Source organism: Streptomyces sp. NPDC096105 (assembly GCF_044763335.1).
GTDB lineage: Bacteria > Actinomycetota > Actinomycetes > Streptomycetales > Streptomycetaceae > Streptomyces.
The window spans coordinates 17,876-33,984 of record NZ_JBIWGC010000001.1 but is presented as its reverse complement, the minus strand read 5'-3'; the positions used below and the strand labels follow the sequence as shown (position 1 = coordinate 33,984).

Below are 16,109 nucleotides of genomic sequence, written 5' to 3'. Positions count from 1 at the left end.
ACGGAGGCTGGGGCCATGACGGACCACGCGACCCGGCTCGACCACATCGTTCTCTGGGTGGACGACCCCATCGCCGCCGCGCAGTTCTACGAGAAGGCGGTCGGCCTGGAGCCGGTCAGGCTCACCGACTTCGCGGCAGGCGAGGCGCCCTTCCCCTCGGTGCGCGTCAGCGAGGAGACCATCCTCGGCCTCATGCCGCGCTCCGAGGCGGACCGCATGACGATGCTCCCCGGGGCCGCCGACAGCTCCGGCCACCCCGTCAACCACGTCTGCCTGTCCCTGGCCGCGGACGCCTTCGACGCCCTCCTCTGCCGTCTCCAGGAGCAGTCGGTCCCGGTCTCGGACATCGCGCACGACTCCTTCGGCGCCCGCGGCCAGGCCAGGCGCAGCTTCTACTTCCGCGACCCCGACGGCAACATCTTCGAGGCCCGCCACTACGACTGAACAGCGGTGTCAGAAGAGCGGCTCCGGCAGCACACCCTCGAGGGCGAGCAGCCGCCTCTTCGTCTCCAGCCCGCCCCCGAACCCGCCGATGCCGCCCCCGCTCTCCACGACCCGGTGACAGGGCACGACCACCGGCAGCGGGTTGGCGCCCATGGCCATGCCCACGGCCTGCGCGCCGCCCGGCTGACCGACCCGGCCGGCGAGATCGCCGTACCCCACCACCGTGCCGAACGGCACGCCGGAGGCCAGCTCGCGCAGCACCTCGCGGTGGAAGCCCGAGATCAGCGACCAGTCCAGCGGCAGCTCGAAGGAGTGCCGCTCACCCGCGAAGTAGGCGTCGAGCTGGCGTATCGCCTCGGCCAGCAACGGAGAGCCGGGCTCCTCCACGGGCTCGGCGCCGAGCCGGGACGCGAGCCGCTCCAGCGCCTTGTCACGCACCTCGTCGGTGGCGTGGAACACGACGTTGACCAGGCCCTGTCGGGTCGCTGCCAGCAGCAGCGGACCGATGCGGGTGTCCACGACGGTCCACACGACCCGTTGCCCGTACCGCCCATCGCTGTCCATGCGCCCCACCGTACGGCCCGCCACCGACAACGCCCGGCGGAACGGCGGAACCACGGCCGACCGGGAGGGACCGAGTCCTGACGAGGCCTCAGCAGCCCACCGCGTCGCGCACCACGTCAGGGTTGTTGGTGATGATGCCGTCCACCCCGAAGCCGGCCACCCGCCGGGCGGCGGCCGCGTCGTTCACCGTCCAGGTGAACGCCTCCAGCCGTTTGCCGTGCGCCCCCTTGAGGGCGTGCACCGCGCTCACGTAGCCGGCGGTGAGCGACCCGTGCGAGGGGTTGATCTGGTCGGTGAAAGCCGCGTACGCCGGCAGGTCCGCGACCGGCGGCCTCCCGAGGAAGCCGGTCTTCACCGCCGGGGCCAGCTCGTGGACCGTGCGCACGCTGTCCGCGCTGAAGCTCTGCACGATCAGCCGCTGCCGCACATGCCTACGGTCGAGCCAGCCCTCGTCGGCGAGGACCTTGAGGATGTCCCGTTCGATGCCGGGGTACAGCTGCGGGTTCTTGATCTCCAGCAGCAGCTTCTGCCGGTGCCGGTCGACCCGGTGCACGAACTCCTCCAGCGTCGGCACGCGCGCGCCCGCGTACTCGGGGCCGAACCAGCTGCCGGCGTCCAGACGGGCTATCTCGGCGGCGGTGAAGTCCTTCACCTTCCAGGGTGCCCGGTCGGGGAAGACCTCCTCGACGTCGGTGGTGCGCTCCAGGCTGTCGTCGTGGAGGACGACGAGCTCGCCGTCCTTGGTGCGCTGGACGTCGTTCTCCACCCACTCGGTCCCCAGGGCGGCCGCCTTGTCGACGGCCGCGAGCGTGTTCTCCGGGGCGTATCCGGAGGCGCCCCGGTGCGCGACGATCACGGGAGCGGCCGCGGCACCCCCGGAGCCCTCGGCGGCCCGGGCGCTCTCGGCGGCCCGGGCGGGGGAGAGCGGAAGCAGGAGGACGACGACCCCCGCGAGCGCGGTGGTCGAGGCGGCGACAGCGCGTGCGTGCATGTGTGCTCCTCGCGTCGGACGGTCACGGTCGGATCCACTGTGACAGCAGAGGGTCAACGCGAGACGGGTGCGGGATGGCCACGGATTGAACGCCGGTCACCGGACTCCGCGCACGGGTGCCACACACCTGGGGCAAGGACGTGTTTGTTTGCCGGATAGTCGTTCGACCAATCCGGTGGGGGTCATACTCTCTGCGAAACCCTGGCCGCCGCAGCGGTTCTGGGAGGGGGCGCACAACGGGCAACGCGGGACGTACAGGGCGGAAGGGCAGCCGCGCATGCAGGGCACGGTCGACGGATTCAGTTACGGGCTGGTAACACCTGTGGTGGCCTATCTCATGGCCTGTCTGGGAGGCGCGCTCGGACTGCGCTGCACCACCCGGGCCGGGCTGGCGCCCAGCTCCTGGCGGCCCGGCTGGCTCGCGCTCGGGGCGGCCGCCATCAGCGCCGGCGTCTGGACGATGCACTTCATCGCGATGATGGGTTTCACCGTCGAGGGGACGCCGATCCACTACGACCGCGCGATGACCTTCGCGAGCCTGGCCGTCGCCGTCGTCATGGTGGGCATCGGCATCTTCATCGTCGGTTACAAGGGCGCCACCGGGACGGCCCTGTTCACCGGGGGGACCATCACCGGCCTCGGCATGGCCTCCATGCACTACCTCGGCATGGCCGGAATGAGCCTCGACGGGCGGATCGAGTACAACACCGTCGCCGTCGCCGCCTCGGTCGTCGTCGCCATGGCAGCCGCCAGCGCCGCCCTGTGGGCGGCCGGTCAGGCCAAGGGCTTCCTGTGGAGCGTGGGCGCGAGTCTGGTCATGGGCCTCGCGGTCACCGGCATGCACTACATCGGCATGGCCGCCGTCGAGGTGCACGTGCACGGCACGGCCGAACCCGACACGGGGGAGTCCGCGGCCGCCCTGCTCGGCCCCATGATGGTCGGTCCGCTCGCCGTCCTCGTCCTCGCGGGCGTCGTGGTGATCTTCGACCCGCTGGTGGTCATGGGCCGGCCCCCGGCGCCCTCCGCCGACCGCCTGCCCGGGATCCCCGCCCACTCCCCGGCGCACCACCCCTCGGTCCGAGCCCGGCTGCGCGCCCGCGGCCCCGTGGAACACCGCTCCCGCACCCCCCAGCGACGCTGACCCGGACCCGTTGTCAGTGGGGGGTCGTACGGTGGATGGCATGCGGCCCGTTTCCCAGATCGAACGCACGGTGGCGCCCTTCGAGGTCGTCAGCCCCTACCAGCCCAGCGGCGACCAGCCCGCGGCCATCGCCGAGCTCGCCCGGCGCATCGAGGCCGGCGAGAAGGATGTCGTCCTGCTCGGCGCCACCGGCACCGGCAAGTCCGCCACCACCGCGTGGATGATCGAGAAGCTTCAGCGCCCCACGCTGGTCATGGCGCCGAACAAGACCCTGGCCGCCCAGCTCGCCAACGAGTTCCGCGAGCTGCTGCCGAACAACGCGGTCGAGTACTTCGTCTCGTACTACGACTACTACCAGCCCGAGGCGTACGTCCCGCAGTCGGACACCTACATCGAGAAGGACTCCTCGATCAACGAGGAGGTCGAGCGGCTGCGGCACTCGGCGACCAACTCGCTGCTCACCCGCCGCGACGTCGTCGTGGTCGCCTCCGTCTCCTGCATCTACGGCCTGGGCACGCCGCAGGAGTACGTGGACCGCATGGTGCCCCTGCGCGTCGGCGACGAGATCGACCGCGACGAGCTGCTGCGCCGCTTCGTGGACATCCAGTACACGCGCAACGACATGGCCTTCACCCGCGGCACCTTCCGCGTCCGCGGCGACACCATCGAGATCTTCCCGGTCTACGAGGAGCTCGCCGTCCGCATCGAGATGTTCGGCGACGAGATCGAGGCGCTGTCCACGCTGCACCCGCTCACCGGCGAGATCATCAGCGACGACCAGCAGCTCTACGTCTTCCCCGCCTCCCACTACGTCGCCGGCCCCGAGCGGCTGGAGCGCGCGGTCAACGACATCGAGAAGGAGCTCGGCGAGCGCCTCTCGGAGCTGGAGAAGCAGGGCAAGCTCCTCGAGGCCCAGCGGCTGCGCATGCGCACCACGTACGACATCGAGATGCTCCGCCAGATCGGCACCTGTTCCGGTGTGGAGAACTACTCGATGCACTTCGACGGCCGCACCCCGGGCTCCCCGCCCAACACGCTGCTGGACTACTTCCCGGACGACTTCCTCCTCGTCATCGACGAGTCGCACGTCACCGTGCCGCAGATCGGCGCCATGTACGAGGGCGACGCCTCCCGCAAGCGCACCCTCGTCGACCACGGCTTCCGGCTGCCCTCCGCCCTGGACAACCGCCCGCTGAAGTGGGAAGAGTTCCAGGAGCGCGTCGGCCAGACCGTCTACCTGTCGGCCACCCCCGGCCAGTACGAGCTCTCCCGCTCGGACGGCTTCGTCGAGCAGATCATCCGCCCGACCGGCCTCGTCGACCCCGAGGTCGTCGTCAAGCCCACCGAGGGCCAGATCGACGACCTGGTGCACGAGATCCGTACGCGCGTGGAGAAGGACGAGCGCGTCCTGGTCACCACGCTCACCAAGAAGATGGCCGAGGACCTCACGGACTACTTCCTCGAACTCGGCATCCAGGTGCGCTACCTGCACAGCGACGTCGACACCCTGCGCCGGGTGGAGCTGCTGCGGGAACTGCGCAGCGGCGAGTACGACGTCCTGGTCGGCATCAACCTGCTGCGCGAGGGCCTCGACCTGCCCGAGGTCTCCCTGGTGGCGATCCTCGACGCCGACAAGGAGGGCTTCCTGCGGTCGGGCACCTCCCTGATCCAGACCATCGGCCGCGCGGCGCGCAACGTCTCCGGCCAGGTCCACATGTACGCCGACAAGATCACACCGGCGATGGAGAAGGCCATCGAGGAGACCAACCGCCGCCGGGAGAAGCAGATCGCCTACAACCAGGCGCGCGGCATCGACCCGCAGCCCCTGCGCAAGAAGATCAACGACATCGTCGCGCAGATCGCCCGCGAGGACATCGACACCGAGCAACTGCTCGGCTCGGGCTACCGCCAGGCCAGGAAGGACGGCGGCGGCACCAGGACGCCCGTGCCCGCCCTCGGCGGCAAGGCCGCCAAGGGCGCGAAGAACGCCAAGGGGGCCAAGGGTGAGGCCGCCGAGACCGTCCCCACCGACCGCCCCGCGGCCGAACTCGCCGAGCAGATCGAGGAGCTCACCACACGGATGCGGGCCGCCGCCGCCGACCTGCAGTTCGAGATCGCGGCACGGCTGCGCGACGAGGTGTCCGAGATGAAGAAGGAGCTGCGGCAGATGCGGGAGGCGGGCCTGTCCTGACGTCCGCACACGGAATGTGTTGCAAGACCGACACAAAGTGCGGACCGGGGTACGTCGCTGTCAGTGCACCTGCGTAGGGTTCTGGTCAACCGCGGTCTTCGCGGCAACAGGGGACGTACGAGAGGGGAATCAGCGCGTGACCGTGAACATGACCAAGGGTCAGGCCATCAGTCTGCAGAAGGACGACGGCGGCAGCCTGACCGCGGTGCGCATGGGTCTCGGCTGGCAGGCGGCCCCTCGTCGCGGCCTGTTCGGCTCCCGCACCCGGGAGGTCGACCTGGACGCTTCCGCCGTCCTCTTCGCCGACAAGCAGCCGGTCGACGTCGTCTTCTTCCGCCACCTGGTGAGTGACGACGGCTCCGTGCGCCACACCGGTGACAACCTCGTCGGCGGTGTCGGCCAGGGCGGCGACGACGAGGCCATCCTCGTCGACCTCTCGCGCGTCCCGGTCCACATCGACCAGATCGTCTTCACCGTGAACTCCTTCACGGGCCAGACGTTCCAGGAAGTGCAGAACGCCTTCTGCCGCCTGGTCGACGAGACCAACGGCCAGGAGCTCGCCCGCTACACGCTGGCCGGCGGCGGCCCCTACACCGCCCAGATCATGGCCAAGGTGCACCGCACCGGTTCGGGCTGGACGATGACGGCCCTCGGCAACCCGGCCAACGGCCGTACCTTCCAGGACCTGATGCCGGCCATCCTGCCGGTCCTCTAGGCACCCGCCAGGCACCCGCGGCCGAACCGGCCCCCGCGCGGGGGCCGGTTCGGCGCACCCGACACTTCCACGCGACGCAGGGGGACCAAGGCGATGACGGCCGAACTGGTGCGGGGGCAGAACCACCCGCTCTCCCAGTCCCGTCTGGAGATCCGGATCTCGGCCGGCACGCCGGTCGCGGCCGCCGCCGCGCTCAGCGACGAGAACGGACGGATCCACGGCACGGAGTGGGTGGCCCATCCGGGCGCCCCCGTGCAGCCCGGCCTGGAGGTGTCGCGCCAGGCGGCCGCCGACCACCGACTCGCGGTGGACCTGGACGCCATGACCGACGCGGTCCACCGCGTCAGCGTGCTCCTCGCCCTGCCCGCCGCGAACGGCGGCGCGGGACCTGCCCGCTTCGGCACCGTGGCGGCCCCCTTCGTCGCCGTCACCGGTCTGGACGGCACCGAGGTCGCCAGCTACACCATCACCGGCCTGGACCTGGAGTCGGCCGTCGTCGCGCTGGAGCTGTACCGGCGGCAGGACGCCTGGAAGGTACGCGCCGTCGGCCAGGGATACGCGGGAGGACTGGCCGAACTCTTCGCCGACCAGGGGCTGTCCGAGGCCCGGCAGCTCGCGGCCGGCATCGACGAGGCCGTCGCCCGGGGTCTCGCCCGCTCCGTGCAGGCGCCCCCGCCCCGCACGTCCGAGGGCGACCGCTCCCGTCAGGCCGCGGCCCCCGCGGCCGGCCCCGACCAGGGCGCCGCGCCGCAGGGAGCCCCCGGCACCGTGCCGCCGTACGGCGGGCAGCCGGCCGGCGGCCCGGGGCAGGGCGGACCGCAGCCCGCCTACGGCGGCGCGACCGACCCGTACGCGTCCTCCGGCGGCCCGGTCGACTACAGTCACCCCCGGCGCCGGACCTCCGCCCCGCCCCCGCCCCCGCCCACGGCGCCCCCGGCGCAGCCCGGACAGCCCGCGCAGCCGGTGGCGGGCGACGCGACCGGGTGGTCCATGGAGGAGCGGCTCTACAACCAGGTCTGGGGCATGTTCGAGGACCTGGCCCGCACCACCGCCGCGTACCGCAGCGCCGTGGACTTCGCCGAGTCGCGGATGGACAAGGAGCTGGAGCAGGCCCTGTCCGACCCGCGCAGCCGTATCGGCGGACAGGGCGACGCCGTCCGCGAGGCGGCCCGCGCGCGGTACACGCGACTCGTCGACCAGGCGCGGGCGTCCCTCGACCGGGACGTCGCCCAGCTCGTCGCCGAGTCCGAGGTCGTCGAGCCCGCGCTGCCCCCGGCGTTCGCCCGCTGGGACACCCCCTGCTGGCACGCCTACCGGGTGCCGATGGAGATACCCATGGCGCTGCGCCTGGGCGACCTCCGGCTGCCCGAGGCCGAGCCGCTCCGCATCCCGATGCTGCTCCGCCTGCCGCTGGAGCGCGGACTGTGGATCGACAGCGGGCGCACCGACTCCCTGGACGGGTCGTTCACCGACTCCCACGACATGCGGCGCCTGGCCATGGAGACCGCCGTGGCGCACGCCGCCCGGCTGCTCGCCGTCCACCCGGCCGGCGAGTTCACCGTGCACGTCATCGATCCGGCCGGGTCGGGCGCGCAGGCGCTGGCCCCGCTCACCCGGACCGGCGTCCTCGCCGGTCCGCCCGCCCAGGGCGCCGCGGGCGTGACGGAGGTGCTGGCCCGGCTCACCCAGCGGGTCGACCTGGTGCAGATGGCGCTGCGCGGCGGAGCACCGGACGCGCTGCCGCCCGGCTTCGACACCTCGCAGCAGCTGCTGATCGTCAACGACTTCCCGCACGGCTTCGACGACCGGGCGGTGAACCAGCTGCGCTACCTCGTCGACGAGGGACCGTCGGTCGGCGTCCACCTGATGATGGTCGCGGACCGCGAGGAGTCAGCGGGCTACGGCCCGCTGCTGGACCCGCTGTGGCGCTCGCTGCTGCGACTGACCCCGGTGCCCGACGACCACCTCGCCGACCCGTGGGTGGGGCATGCCTGGACGTATGAGCCGCCGGTGGTGCCGCAGGGCGGCGAGGTGCTCCGCCAGGTCCTCACCAAGGTCGCCGAGGCGCGCCGCACTGGGAGCAGATGATCTTCCGACCCCTTTGATCAAGGGCATGCAAAGCCCTCCCACCTGGGTCTTTGTGGCTTTCTTTATCGATCTCTTTACCAACCCTTGGTGATTGGGTACTCTTGGCCGCACGGAGGGGAGTACTCCCTGTCTGTGCGGCGACCCCGTCAATACGGATCAGGCCAGATCCCGGGGCGTCGGCCCGAGGATCATCGGGACGCATCGAGCGTCCCAGGTCCGGGTGGAAGAGACCTCCGGCAGCGACGACGCTGACATTTGCCGTGTGACGCAACTGCCGGAGGCGCAATGGATGTTTCCCTGAACGTGTGGGTCCTGACGATCGTGGGCCTGTGCGCTCTCATCGCCGCCGATTTCTTCATCGGCCGCAAACCGCATGACGTCTCCGTCAAGGAGGCCGGGATCTGGACCATCGTCTGGATCGTTCTGGCCGCGCTCTTCGGGCTCGGTCTGCTGGTCTTCGGCGGCGGCCAGCCGGCGGGCGAGTTCTTCGCCGGCTACATCACCGAGAAGTCGCTGAGCGTCGACAACCTCTTCGTCTTCGTCCTGATCATGGCGAAGTTCGCCGTGCCCTCGCAGTACCAGCAGCGGGTGCTCCTCGTCGGAGTGCTCATCGCCCTGGTGCTGCGCGCGATCTTCATCGCCGCCGGCGCCGCCATCATCGCCAGCTTCTCCTGGGTGTTCTACATCTTCGGCGCCTTCCTGATCTGGACCGCCTGGAAGCTCATCCAGGAGGCCAGGGCAGAGGAGGAGGACGAGGAGTTCGAGGAGAACAAGCTCCTCAAGGCGGCCGAGCGCCGCTTCGGCGTGGCCGACCGCTACCACGGCACCAAGCTGTGGATCCAGCAGAACGGCAAGCGGGTCATGACCCCGATGCTCGTCGTCATGCTCGCCATCGGCTCCACCGACATCCTGTTCGCGCTGGACTCGATCCCCGCGATCTTCGGTCTGACCCAGGACCCGTACATCGTCTTCACGGCGAACGCGTTCGCGCTGATGGGTCTGCGGCAGCTGTACTTCCTCATCGGCGGACTGCTGAAGAAGCTGGTCCACCTGTCCTACGGCCTCTCGATCATCCTGGGCTTCATCGGCGTGAAGCTGGTGCTGCACGCCCTGCACGAGTCGGGGGTGCACGTACCCGAGATCAGCATTCCGGTCTCCCTGGGCGTGATCTGCTCGGTGCTGATCGTCACCACGATCACCAGTCTCCGGGCGTCCCGGAAGCAGGCGCAGGCCGAGGCGGCCACCGGGCGGACAGGGAGCCCCGAGAAGACCGACATCGACGCCTGACCCCGTCGGACACCGGGAACACCGGGCACCGGGAGCGAAGGCCGGCATGCCGCCGGCCTTCGCTCCCGGTCCCGCACGTTCCAGCGCGCCGCCCCGGGCGGCGCCGACCGCGATCGACGAACACCAGGAGGGCATGCGTGACCATGATGACCCCCAGACGATCAGGATCACGGAGCGGAAGAGGTCGCCGTACGGCGGTGACCGGTCCGACGCCCTCCACGGTCGCCCGGTGGTCGACAGTCCTCGAGGTGCGGCACCCCCACACGCCGGGGACGAGCGCCGCATGACGGACCGGATCAAGTCCCTGGCAGGTCGTTGGACGCTCGCCGTTCCGGTGCTCGCGGTCGTGCTGCTCGCCCTGACCTGGGGGAGGGACCTGCCCGGCGGGATCGTCGTGCTGGTGACCCTGGTCCTGGCGGGAGCGGTGCTGGCGGCCGTGCACCACGCCGAGGTGGTCGCCCACCGGGTCGGCGAGCCGTTCGGCTCCCTGGTGCTGGCGGTCGCCGTCACGGTCATCGAGGTGGCGCTGATCGTGACCCTGATGCTCGACGGCGGGGACAAGAGCGCGACGCTCGCCCGGGACACCGTGTTCGCCGCCGTCATGATCACCTGCAACGGCATCCTCGGACTCAGCCTGCTCGTCGGCTCGCTGCGGCACAAGACGGCGGTCTTCAACTCGGAGGGCACCGGAGCCGCCCTCGCCACCGTGACCACGCTGGCGGTTCTCAGCCTCGTGCTGCCGACGTTCACCACCAGCAAGCCGGGCCCGGAGTTCTCCACCGTCCAGCTCACCTTCGCCGCGGTCGCCTCACTGAGCCTCTACGGACTGTTCGTCGCGACCCAGACCGTGCGGCACCGCGACTACTTCCTGCCGGTCGTGAAGCACGGGGAGCCACCCTCCCCCGAGGCGCACGTCGAGGCGCCCTCCACGCGCACCGCGCTGATCAGCCTGGGGCTGCTGCTCCTGGCCCTGGTCGGCGTCGTCGGCCTGGCCAAAGGCGTGTCACCGACGATCGAGTCCGGGGTGGAGGCGGCCGGTCTCGGCCACGGCGTGGTCGGTGTGATCATCGCCCTGCTGGTGCTGCTGCCGGAGACCATAGCCGCGGTGCGCGCGGCGCACCGCAACCACGTGCAGACCAGCATGAACCTGGCGCTGGGCTCGGCGATGGCCAGCATCGGCCTGACCATCCCGACCGTCGCGCTGGCCTCGCTCTGGCTGCCCGGCCCGCTCATTCTCGGCCTCGGCAACACTCATATGGTGCTGCTCGCCCTGACGGTGGTGGTCAGCGCCCTGACCGTGGCCCCGGGCCGGGCCACACCGCTTCAGGGAGGCGTGCACCTGGTGCTGCTCGCCGCCTATCTGGAACTGACGATCAACCCCTGACCGAGGGGCCCTGGGGCCGACCGGACATCCGGGCGGCCGCGGGCACTTCCCGGTGCGAGCGGGCATCACGGCCGGACGGCAGTGCCGTACGAGCCTCCGGCGTGGCGTGATAGACCGGGTGCGATCAGCGGTCCCGGCGAGGGACCGCACCGCCGACGGACCGGAGGAAACGTGCCCCGCAACCTGGCCGACGCCCCGATCATGATCCTCAACGGGCCCAATCTGAACCTGCTCGGGCAGCGGCAGCCGGAGATCTACGGGCGCGACACGCCGGCCGACGTCGAGGCGATGTGCGCCCGGGCGGCCGCCGCGCACAACGGCACGGTGGACCTCCGCCAGTCCAACCACGAGGGTCAGTTGGTCGACTGGATCCACGAGGCGCGGCTGCACCACTGCGGCATCGTCATCAACCCGGGCGCCTACTCGCACACCTCCGTCGCGATCCTGGACGCCCTCAACACCTGCGACGGCATGCCCGTGGTGGAGGTCCACATCTCCAACATCCACCGGCGGGAGAGCTTCCGGCACCACTCCTACGTCTCGCTGCGCGCCGACGGCGTCATCGCGGGGTGCGGCGTCCAGGGGTACGTGTTCGCGGTGGAGCGGATCGCGGCGCTGGCGGGTCCGGGGCTGGCCGGGACGTGACCCGGGCGGGCCGGCCGCCCGCTCACCAGCCGCGTGCGCGCCACTCCGGCAGGTGAGGGCGTTCGGCGCCGAGCGTGGTGTCGTTGCCGTGGCCCGGGTAGACCCAGGTCTCGTCCGGGAGGACGCCGAAGATCTTGGTCTCGACGTCGTGCATCAGGCTGGCGAACGCCTCCGGGTCCTTGCGGGTGTTGCCCACACCGCCCGGGAACAGGCAGTCCCCGGTGAACACATGGGGATGCCCGTGGGGGTCGTCGTAGACGAGGGCGATCGAGCCGGGGGTGTGGCCGACGAGGTGGCGGGCGGTGAGCTCCACCTGGCCGACGCGGATGACGTCACCGTCGTCGACCGGCACATCGGTCGGGACCGGAATGCCTTCGGCGTCGTACCGGCCCGCGTAGGTGCGGGCGCCGGTGGCGGCCACGACCTCCGCGAGCGCCTGCCAGTGGTCGCCGTGCCGGTGGGTGGTGACGACGGACGCGATGCCGTCGTCACCGATCATGCCCAGCAGCGTGTCGGCGTCGTCCGCCGCGTCGATCAGCAATTGACCGTCGGTGGCCCGGCAGCGCAGCAGGTACGCGTTGTTCCCCATGGGGCCGACCGCGACCTTGGTGATCATCAGGTCCTTGAGTTCGTGCACGTCGGCCGGTCCGCCGACCGTCACCCGCCCGCTGTACGTCATGGGCGTCAGCCTAGCGCCGGAGGCGGCGACGGACCGAGCTCACAGAGGCGGCAGCTTCGGCAGGTCCCCGCCCTTCACCGTCAGGGCGGCGCCGTCCCGGCGTCCGGCGAGCCAGCCGAGCAGACCGGCGGGCGTCCCCTCGACCGTGACCGGGCCGCCGTCCGCTCCGCCGCCGGTCGTCCAGGTGCGGCCGTCCGCGGTCGAGAGGGTGGTCGCGGGCACGTCCGGGTGGCCGGTGAAGCGGGCCGCGAGGAAGGCGATCTCCCGGTCGGTGAAGTCGGCCGGCAGGTCCTCCAGCTCGTAGCCGATCCCCAGGTCGACGTGGTGCAGCTCCACCTCGATCCAGCGCCGGAACGGCACCCGCTCCGCGCGGTCGGTGACGCCGTTGCGCAGTTCGACGACGCGGGACCGGTCCGCCGGGGCGGCGGCCGCCGCGCGGAACCGCTCGGCGCTGGCCCGTACATCCGCGAGCTGCTCGCCCAGAGGGCGCGGGGCGCCCGCCTCGATGTCGGCGTCCCGGGCCTCGGCGGAGGCGTACATGGGGCGGCCCTCCAGAACGTTCACCAGGGCGTCCGCGTTGCGGGCCAGGTGGGCGAGGACGTGGCCGCGGGTCCAGCCGGGCAGGCGTGACGACTGGGTCACAGCCGCGTCGTCCAGTGCGCCGACCGCGTGGAGCAGCCGCTCGGTAGCGGCCTGTACAGACGCCAGGTCATCAGCGTGATCCATCATGCCGCCGACCCTAGCCGCGTCACACCTTCGGGTGAAGGAGGCGAACCGGACGCCGGAATCGAATGCACGTGCTATAAGGTCGGGTGCGGCGTCGGGCATGCTGGAAAGCCGGGGTTTGTTGACGATCCGTGAACCCGAACCGGCGTTGTCAGTGGCTCCCCCTAGTCTGAGAAGGACGGGGGCCTCGCCCCTGTCACTTCCCTCAAGAAAGGTGCGGACCGGCGTGGCCGACCGTCTCATCGTCCGTGGAGCGCGCGAGCACAACCTCAAGAACGTCTCGCTCGACCTCCCGCGCGACTCGCTCATCGTCTTCACGGGCCTGTCGGGGTCGGGCAAGTCCTCGCTGGCCTTCGACACCATCTTCGCCGAGGGGCAGCGGCGTTACGTCGAGTCGCTCTCCTCCTACGCCCGGCAGTTCCTCGGCCAGATGGACAAGCCGGACGTCGACTTCATCGAGGGCCTCTCCCCGGCGGTCTCCATCGACCAGAAGTCCACCTCGCGCAACCCGCGCTCCACGGTCGGCACCATCACCGAGGTCTACGACTACCTGCGTCTGCTGTTCGCGCGCATCGGCAAGCCGCACTGTCCCGAGTGCGGCCGGCCGATCTCCCGCCAGTCGCCGCAGGCCATCGTCGACAAGGTGCTGGAGCTGCCGGAGGGGAGCCGCTTCCAGGTGCTGTCCCCGCTGGTGCGCGAGCGCAAGGGCGAGTTCGTCGACCTCTTCTCCGACCTCCAGACCAAGGGCTACTCCCGCGCGCGGGTGGACGGCGAGACCGTCCAGCTGTCCAACCCGCCCACGCTGAAGAAGCAGGAGAAGCACACCATCGAGGTGGTCGTGGACCGCCTCACGGTCAAGGACAGCGCCAAGCGCCGTCTCACCGACTCCGTGGAGACCGCCCTCGGGCTGTCCGGCGGCATGGTCGTGCTCGACTTCGTCGACCTCCCCGAGGACGCTCCTGAACGCGAGCGCATGTACTCCGAGCACCTCTACTGCCCGTACGACGACCTGTCGTTCGAGGAGCTGGAGCCCCGCTCGTTCTCCTTCAACTCGCCCTTCGGCGCCTGCCCCGAGTGCACCGGCATCGGCACGCGCATGGAGGTCGACCCCGAGCTGATCGTCCCGGACCCGGACAAGAGCCTCGACGAGGGCGCCATCCACCCGTGGTCGCACGGCCACACCAAGGACTACTTCGACCGCCTCGTCGGAGCCCTCGCGGACGCGCTCGGCTTCCGCACGGACATCCCGTGGGCCGGGCTGCCGCAGCGCGCCAAGAAGGCCCTGCTGTACGGCCACAAGACCCAGGTCGAGGTCCGCTACCGCAACCGCTACGGACGCGAGCGGCGCTACACCACCGCCTTCGAGGGCGCGGTGCCGTTCATCAAGCGGCGGCACAGCGAAGCCGAGAGCGACGCCAGCCGCGAGCGCTTCGAGGGTTACATGCGCGAGGTGCCCTGCCCCGCCTGTGAGGGCACGCGCCTCAAGCCGGTCGTCCTCGCCGTCACGGTCATGGGCAGGTCCATCGCCGAGGTCTCCGCGATGTCCATCAGCGACTGCGCGGACTTCCTGGGCGAGCTGAAGCTGACCGACCGCGACAAGCAGATCGCCGAGCGCGTCCTCAAGGAGGTCAACGAGCGGCTGCGGTTCCTGGTCGACGTCGGCCTGGACTACCTCTCGCTGAACCGCGCGGCGGGCACCCTCTCCGGCGGCGAGGCGCAGCGCATCCGTCTGGCCACCCAGATCGGCAGCGGCCTCGTCGGCGTGCTCTACGTGCTCGACGAGCCGTCCATCGGCCTGCACCAGCGCGACAACCACCGGCTGATCGAGACCCTGGTCCGGCTGCGCGACATGGGCAACACGCTCATTGTCGTGGAGCACGACGAGGACACCATCAAGGTCGCCGACTGGATCGTCGACATCGGCCCCGGCGCCGGTGAGCACGGTGGCAAGGTCGTGCACAGCGGCTCCCTCAAGGAACTGCTGGCCAACGCCGAGTCGCAGACCGGCCAGTACCTCTCGGGCAAGAAGTCGATCCCCCTGCCCGAGGTGCGGCGCCCGCACGACCCGTCGCGCCGCATCACGGTGCGCGGCGCCCGGGAGAACAACCTGCGGGACATCGACGTGTCCTTCCCGCTGGGTGTGTTCACCGCGGTCACCGGCGTGTCCGGCTCCGGCAAGTCCACGCTGGTCAACGACATCCTGTACACGCACCTCGCCCGCGAGCTGAACGGCGCGCGCAACGTGCCCGGCCGGCACACGCGCGTCGAGGGCGACGACCTCGTCGACAAGGTCGTGCACGTCGACCAGTCGCCCATCGGCCGCACCCCGCGGTCCAACCCGGCGACGTACACGGGCGTCTTCGACCACATCCGCAAGCTGTTCGCGGAGACGACGGAGGCGAAGGTGCGCGGCTACATGCCGGGCCGGTTCTCCTTCAACGTCAAGGGCGGCCGCTGCGAGAACTGCGCGGGCGACGGCACCATCAAGATCGAGATGAACTTCCTGCCGGACGTCTACGTCCCGTGCGAGGTCTGCCACGGCGCCCGCTACAACCGGGAGACGCTGGAGGTCCACTACAAGGGCAAGTCCATCGCCGACGTGCTGAACATGCCGATCGAAGAGGCCATGCACTTCTTCGAGGCGGTCCCGGCGATCTCCCGCCACTTGAGGACGCTCAACGACGTCGGCCTCGGCTACGTCCGGCTCGGCCAGTCCGCGACCACCCTGTCCGGCGGCGAGGCGCAGCGCGTCAAGCTCGCCAGCGAGCTGCAGAAGCGCTCCACCGGACGCACGGTCTACGTCCTCGACGAGCCGACCACCGGACTGCACTTCGAGGACATCAGCAAGCTGCTGACGGTCCTGTCCGGCCTGGTCGACAAGGGCAACACCGTGATCGTCATCGAGCACAACCTCGATGTGATCAAGACGGCCGACTGGGTCGTCGACATGGGCCCCGAGGGCGGTTCCGGCGGCGGCCTCGTCGTCGCGGAGGGTACGCCCGAGCAGGTCGCCGGCGTGCCGGCCAGCCACACCGGCAAGTTCCTGCGGGAGATCCTGGGCGCGGAACGGATCAGTGACGCACCGCAGGTCCGGGCCCCGCGCAAGGCGGCGAAGAAGACGGTCGCCGCCCGGTCGACGGCGAAGGCGACCACCACCCAGGCGGTCGGAACCACCGCCAGGAAGACGGCCGGCAAGGCCGCCGCGAAGAAGACGACGCGCGGCACCTGACCGGCCCGCCCGCCCGACCGTGTGC

The 16,109-nt window shown here is 70.8% G+C and carries 13 protein-coding genes; 9 read left to right on the top strand and 4 right to left on the bottom strand.

Annotation, left to right across the window (positions count from 1 at the left end; genetic code table 11):
* Nucleotides 1-15 precede the first annotated feature (15 nt).
* Entirely contained in the window at nucleotides 16-444 is a 429-nt protein-coding gene (locus ACIQ8B_RS00145; protein WP_403544083.1) for a VOC family protein, read from the top strand.
* Nucleotides 445-453: 9 nt separating this feature from the next.
* Here the strand turns inward: ACIQ8B_RS00145 and ACIQ8B_RS00140 are convergent, their stop codons facing one another.
* Nucleotides 454-1,008 carry a methylated-DNA--[protein]-cysteine S-methyltransferase gene (locus tag ACIQ8B_RS00140; RefSeq protein WP_290007249.1) on the bottom strand — a complete coding sequence of 185 codons (555 nt, stop codon included), beginning with the start codon at nucleotides 1,006-1,008 and terminating at the stop codon, nucleotides 454-456.
* Between the two features lie 88 nt (nucleotides 1,009-1,096).
* Nucleotides 1,097-1,999 (bottom strand): glycerophosphodiester phosphodiesterase, encoded by a 903-nt coding sequence (locus ACIQ8B_RS00135; RefSeq protein WP_403544081.1) that lies wholly within the window; start codon nucleotides 1,997-1,999, stop codon nucleotides 1,097-1,099.
* Nucleotides 2,000-2,276: 277 nt separating this feature from the next.
* Between ACIQ8B_RS00135 and ACIQ8B_RS00130 the strand changes: the two genes are divergently transcribed.
* From ACIQ8B_RS00130 to aroQ, 7 genes are all read left to right on the top strand, one after another.
* Nucleotides 2,277-3,140 carry an MHYT domain-containing protein gene (locus ACIQ8B_RS00130; protein WP_403544079.1) on the top strand — a complete coding sequence of 288 codons (864 nt, stop codon included), beginning with the start codon at nucleotides 2,277-2,279 and terminating at the stop codon, nucleotides 3,138-3,140.
* A gap of 40 nt (nucleotides 3,141-3,180) precedes the next feature.
* A complete protein-coding gene (gene uvrB / locus ACIQ8B_RS00125; RefSeq protein WP_403544077.1) occupies nucleotides 3,181-5,331 on the top strand; it encodes an excinuclease ABC subunit UvrB in 2,151 nt (716 codons plus the stop codon).
* Nucleotides 5,332-5,467: 136 nt separating this feature from the next.
* Nucleotides 5,468-6,046 carry a TerD family protein gene (locus tag ACIQ8B_RS00120; protein WP_106414740.1) on the top strand — a complete coding sequence of 193 codons (579 nt, stop codon included), beginning with the start codon at nucleotides 5,468-5,470 and terminating at the stop codon, nucleotides 6,044-6,046.
* A gap of 93 nt (nucleotides 6,047-6,139) precedes the next feature.
* Nucleotides 6,140-8,134, top strand: coding sequence for a TerD family protein (locus ACIQ8B_RS00115; RefSeq protein WP_403544075.1), 1,995 nt, complete (start codon nucleotides 6,140-6,142; stop codon nucleotides 8,132-8,134).
* Between the two features lie 285 nt (nucleotides 8,135-8,419).
* Entirely contained in the window at nucleotides 8,420-9,421 is a 1,002-nt protein-coding gene (locus ACIQ8B_RS00110) for a TerC/Alx family metal homeostasis membrane protein (RefSeq protein ID WP_290007257.1), read from the top strand.
* Between the two features lie 283 nt (nucleotides 9,422-9,704).
* Nucleotides 9,705-10,805, top strand: coding sequence for a calcium:proton antiporter (locus ACIQ8B_RS00105; RefSeq protein WP_403544072.1), 1,101 nt, complete (start codon nucleotides 9,705-9,707; stop codon nucleotides 10,803-10,805).
* Between the two features lie 171 nt (nucleotides 10,806-10,976).
* Nucleotides 10,977-11,450, top strand: coding sequence for a type II 3-dehydroquinate dehydratase (gene aroQ / locus ACIQ8B_RS00100; RefSeq protein WP_106414744.1), 474 nt, complete (start codon nucleotides 10,977-10,979; stop codon nucleotides 11,448-11,450).
* Nucleotides 11,451-11,472: 22 nt separating this feature from the next.
* Here the strand turns inward: aroQ and ACIQ8B_RS00095 are convergent, their stop codons facing one another.
* Both ACIQ8B_RS00095 and ACIQ8B_RS00090 read right to left on the bottom strand, forming a co-directional pair.
* Entirely contained in the window at nucleotides 11,473-12,129 is a 657-nt protein-coding gene (locus ACIQ8B_RS00095; RefSeq protein WP_403544070.1) for an MBL fold metallo-hydrolase, read from the bottom strand.
* A 39-nt stretch (nucleotides 12,130-12,168) separates the two neighbouring features.
* A complete protein-coding gene (locus ACIQ8B_RS00090) occupies nucleotides 12,169-12,858 on the bottom strand; it encodes a maleylpyruvate isomerase family mycothiol-dependent enzyme (RefSeq protein WP_290007263.1) in 690 nt (229 codons plus the stop codon).
* A 223-nt stretch (nucleotides 12,859-13,081) separates the two neighbouring features.
* On the opposite strand from ACIQ8B_RS00090, the gene uvrA reads away from it, so the two are divergent.
* Nucleotides 13,082-16,084, top strand: a complete 3,003-nt coding sequence (gene uvrA / locus ACIQ8B_RS00085; protein ID WP_403544068.1) for an excinuclease ABC subunit UvrA — start codon at nucleotides 13,082-13,084, stop codon at nucleotides 16,082-16,084.
* Nucleotides 16,085-16,109: the final 25 nt, after the last annotated feature.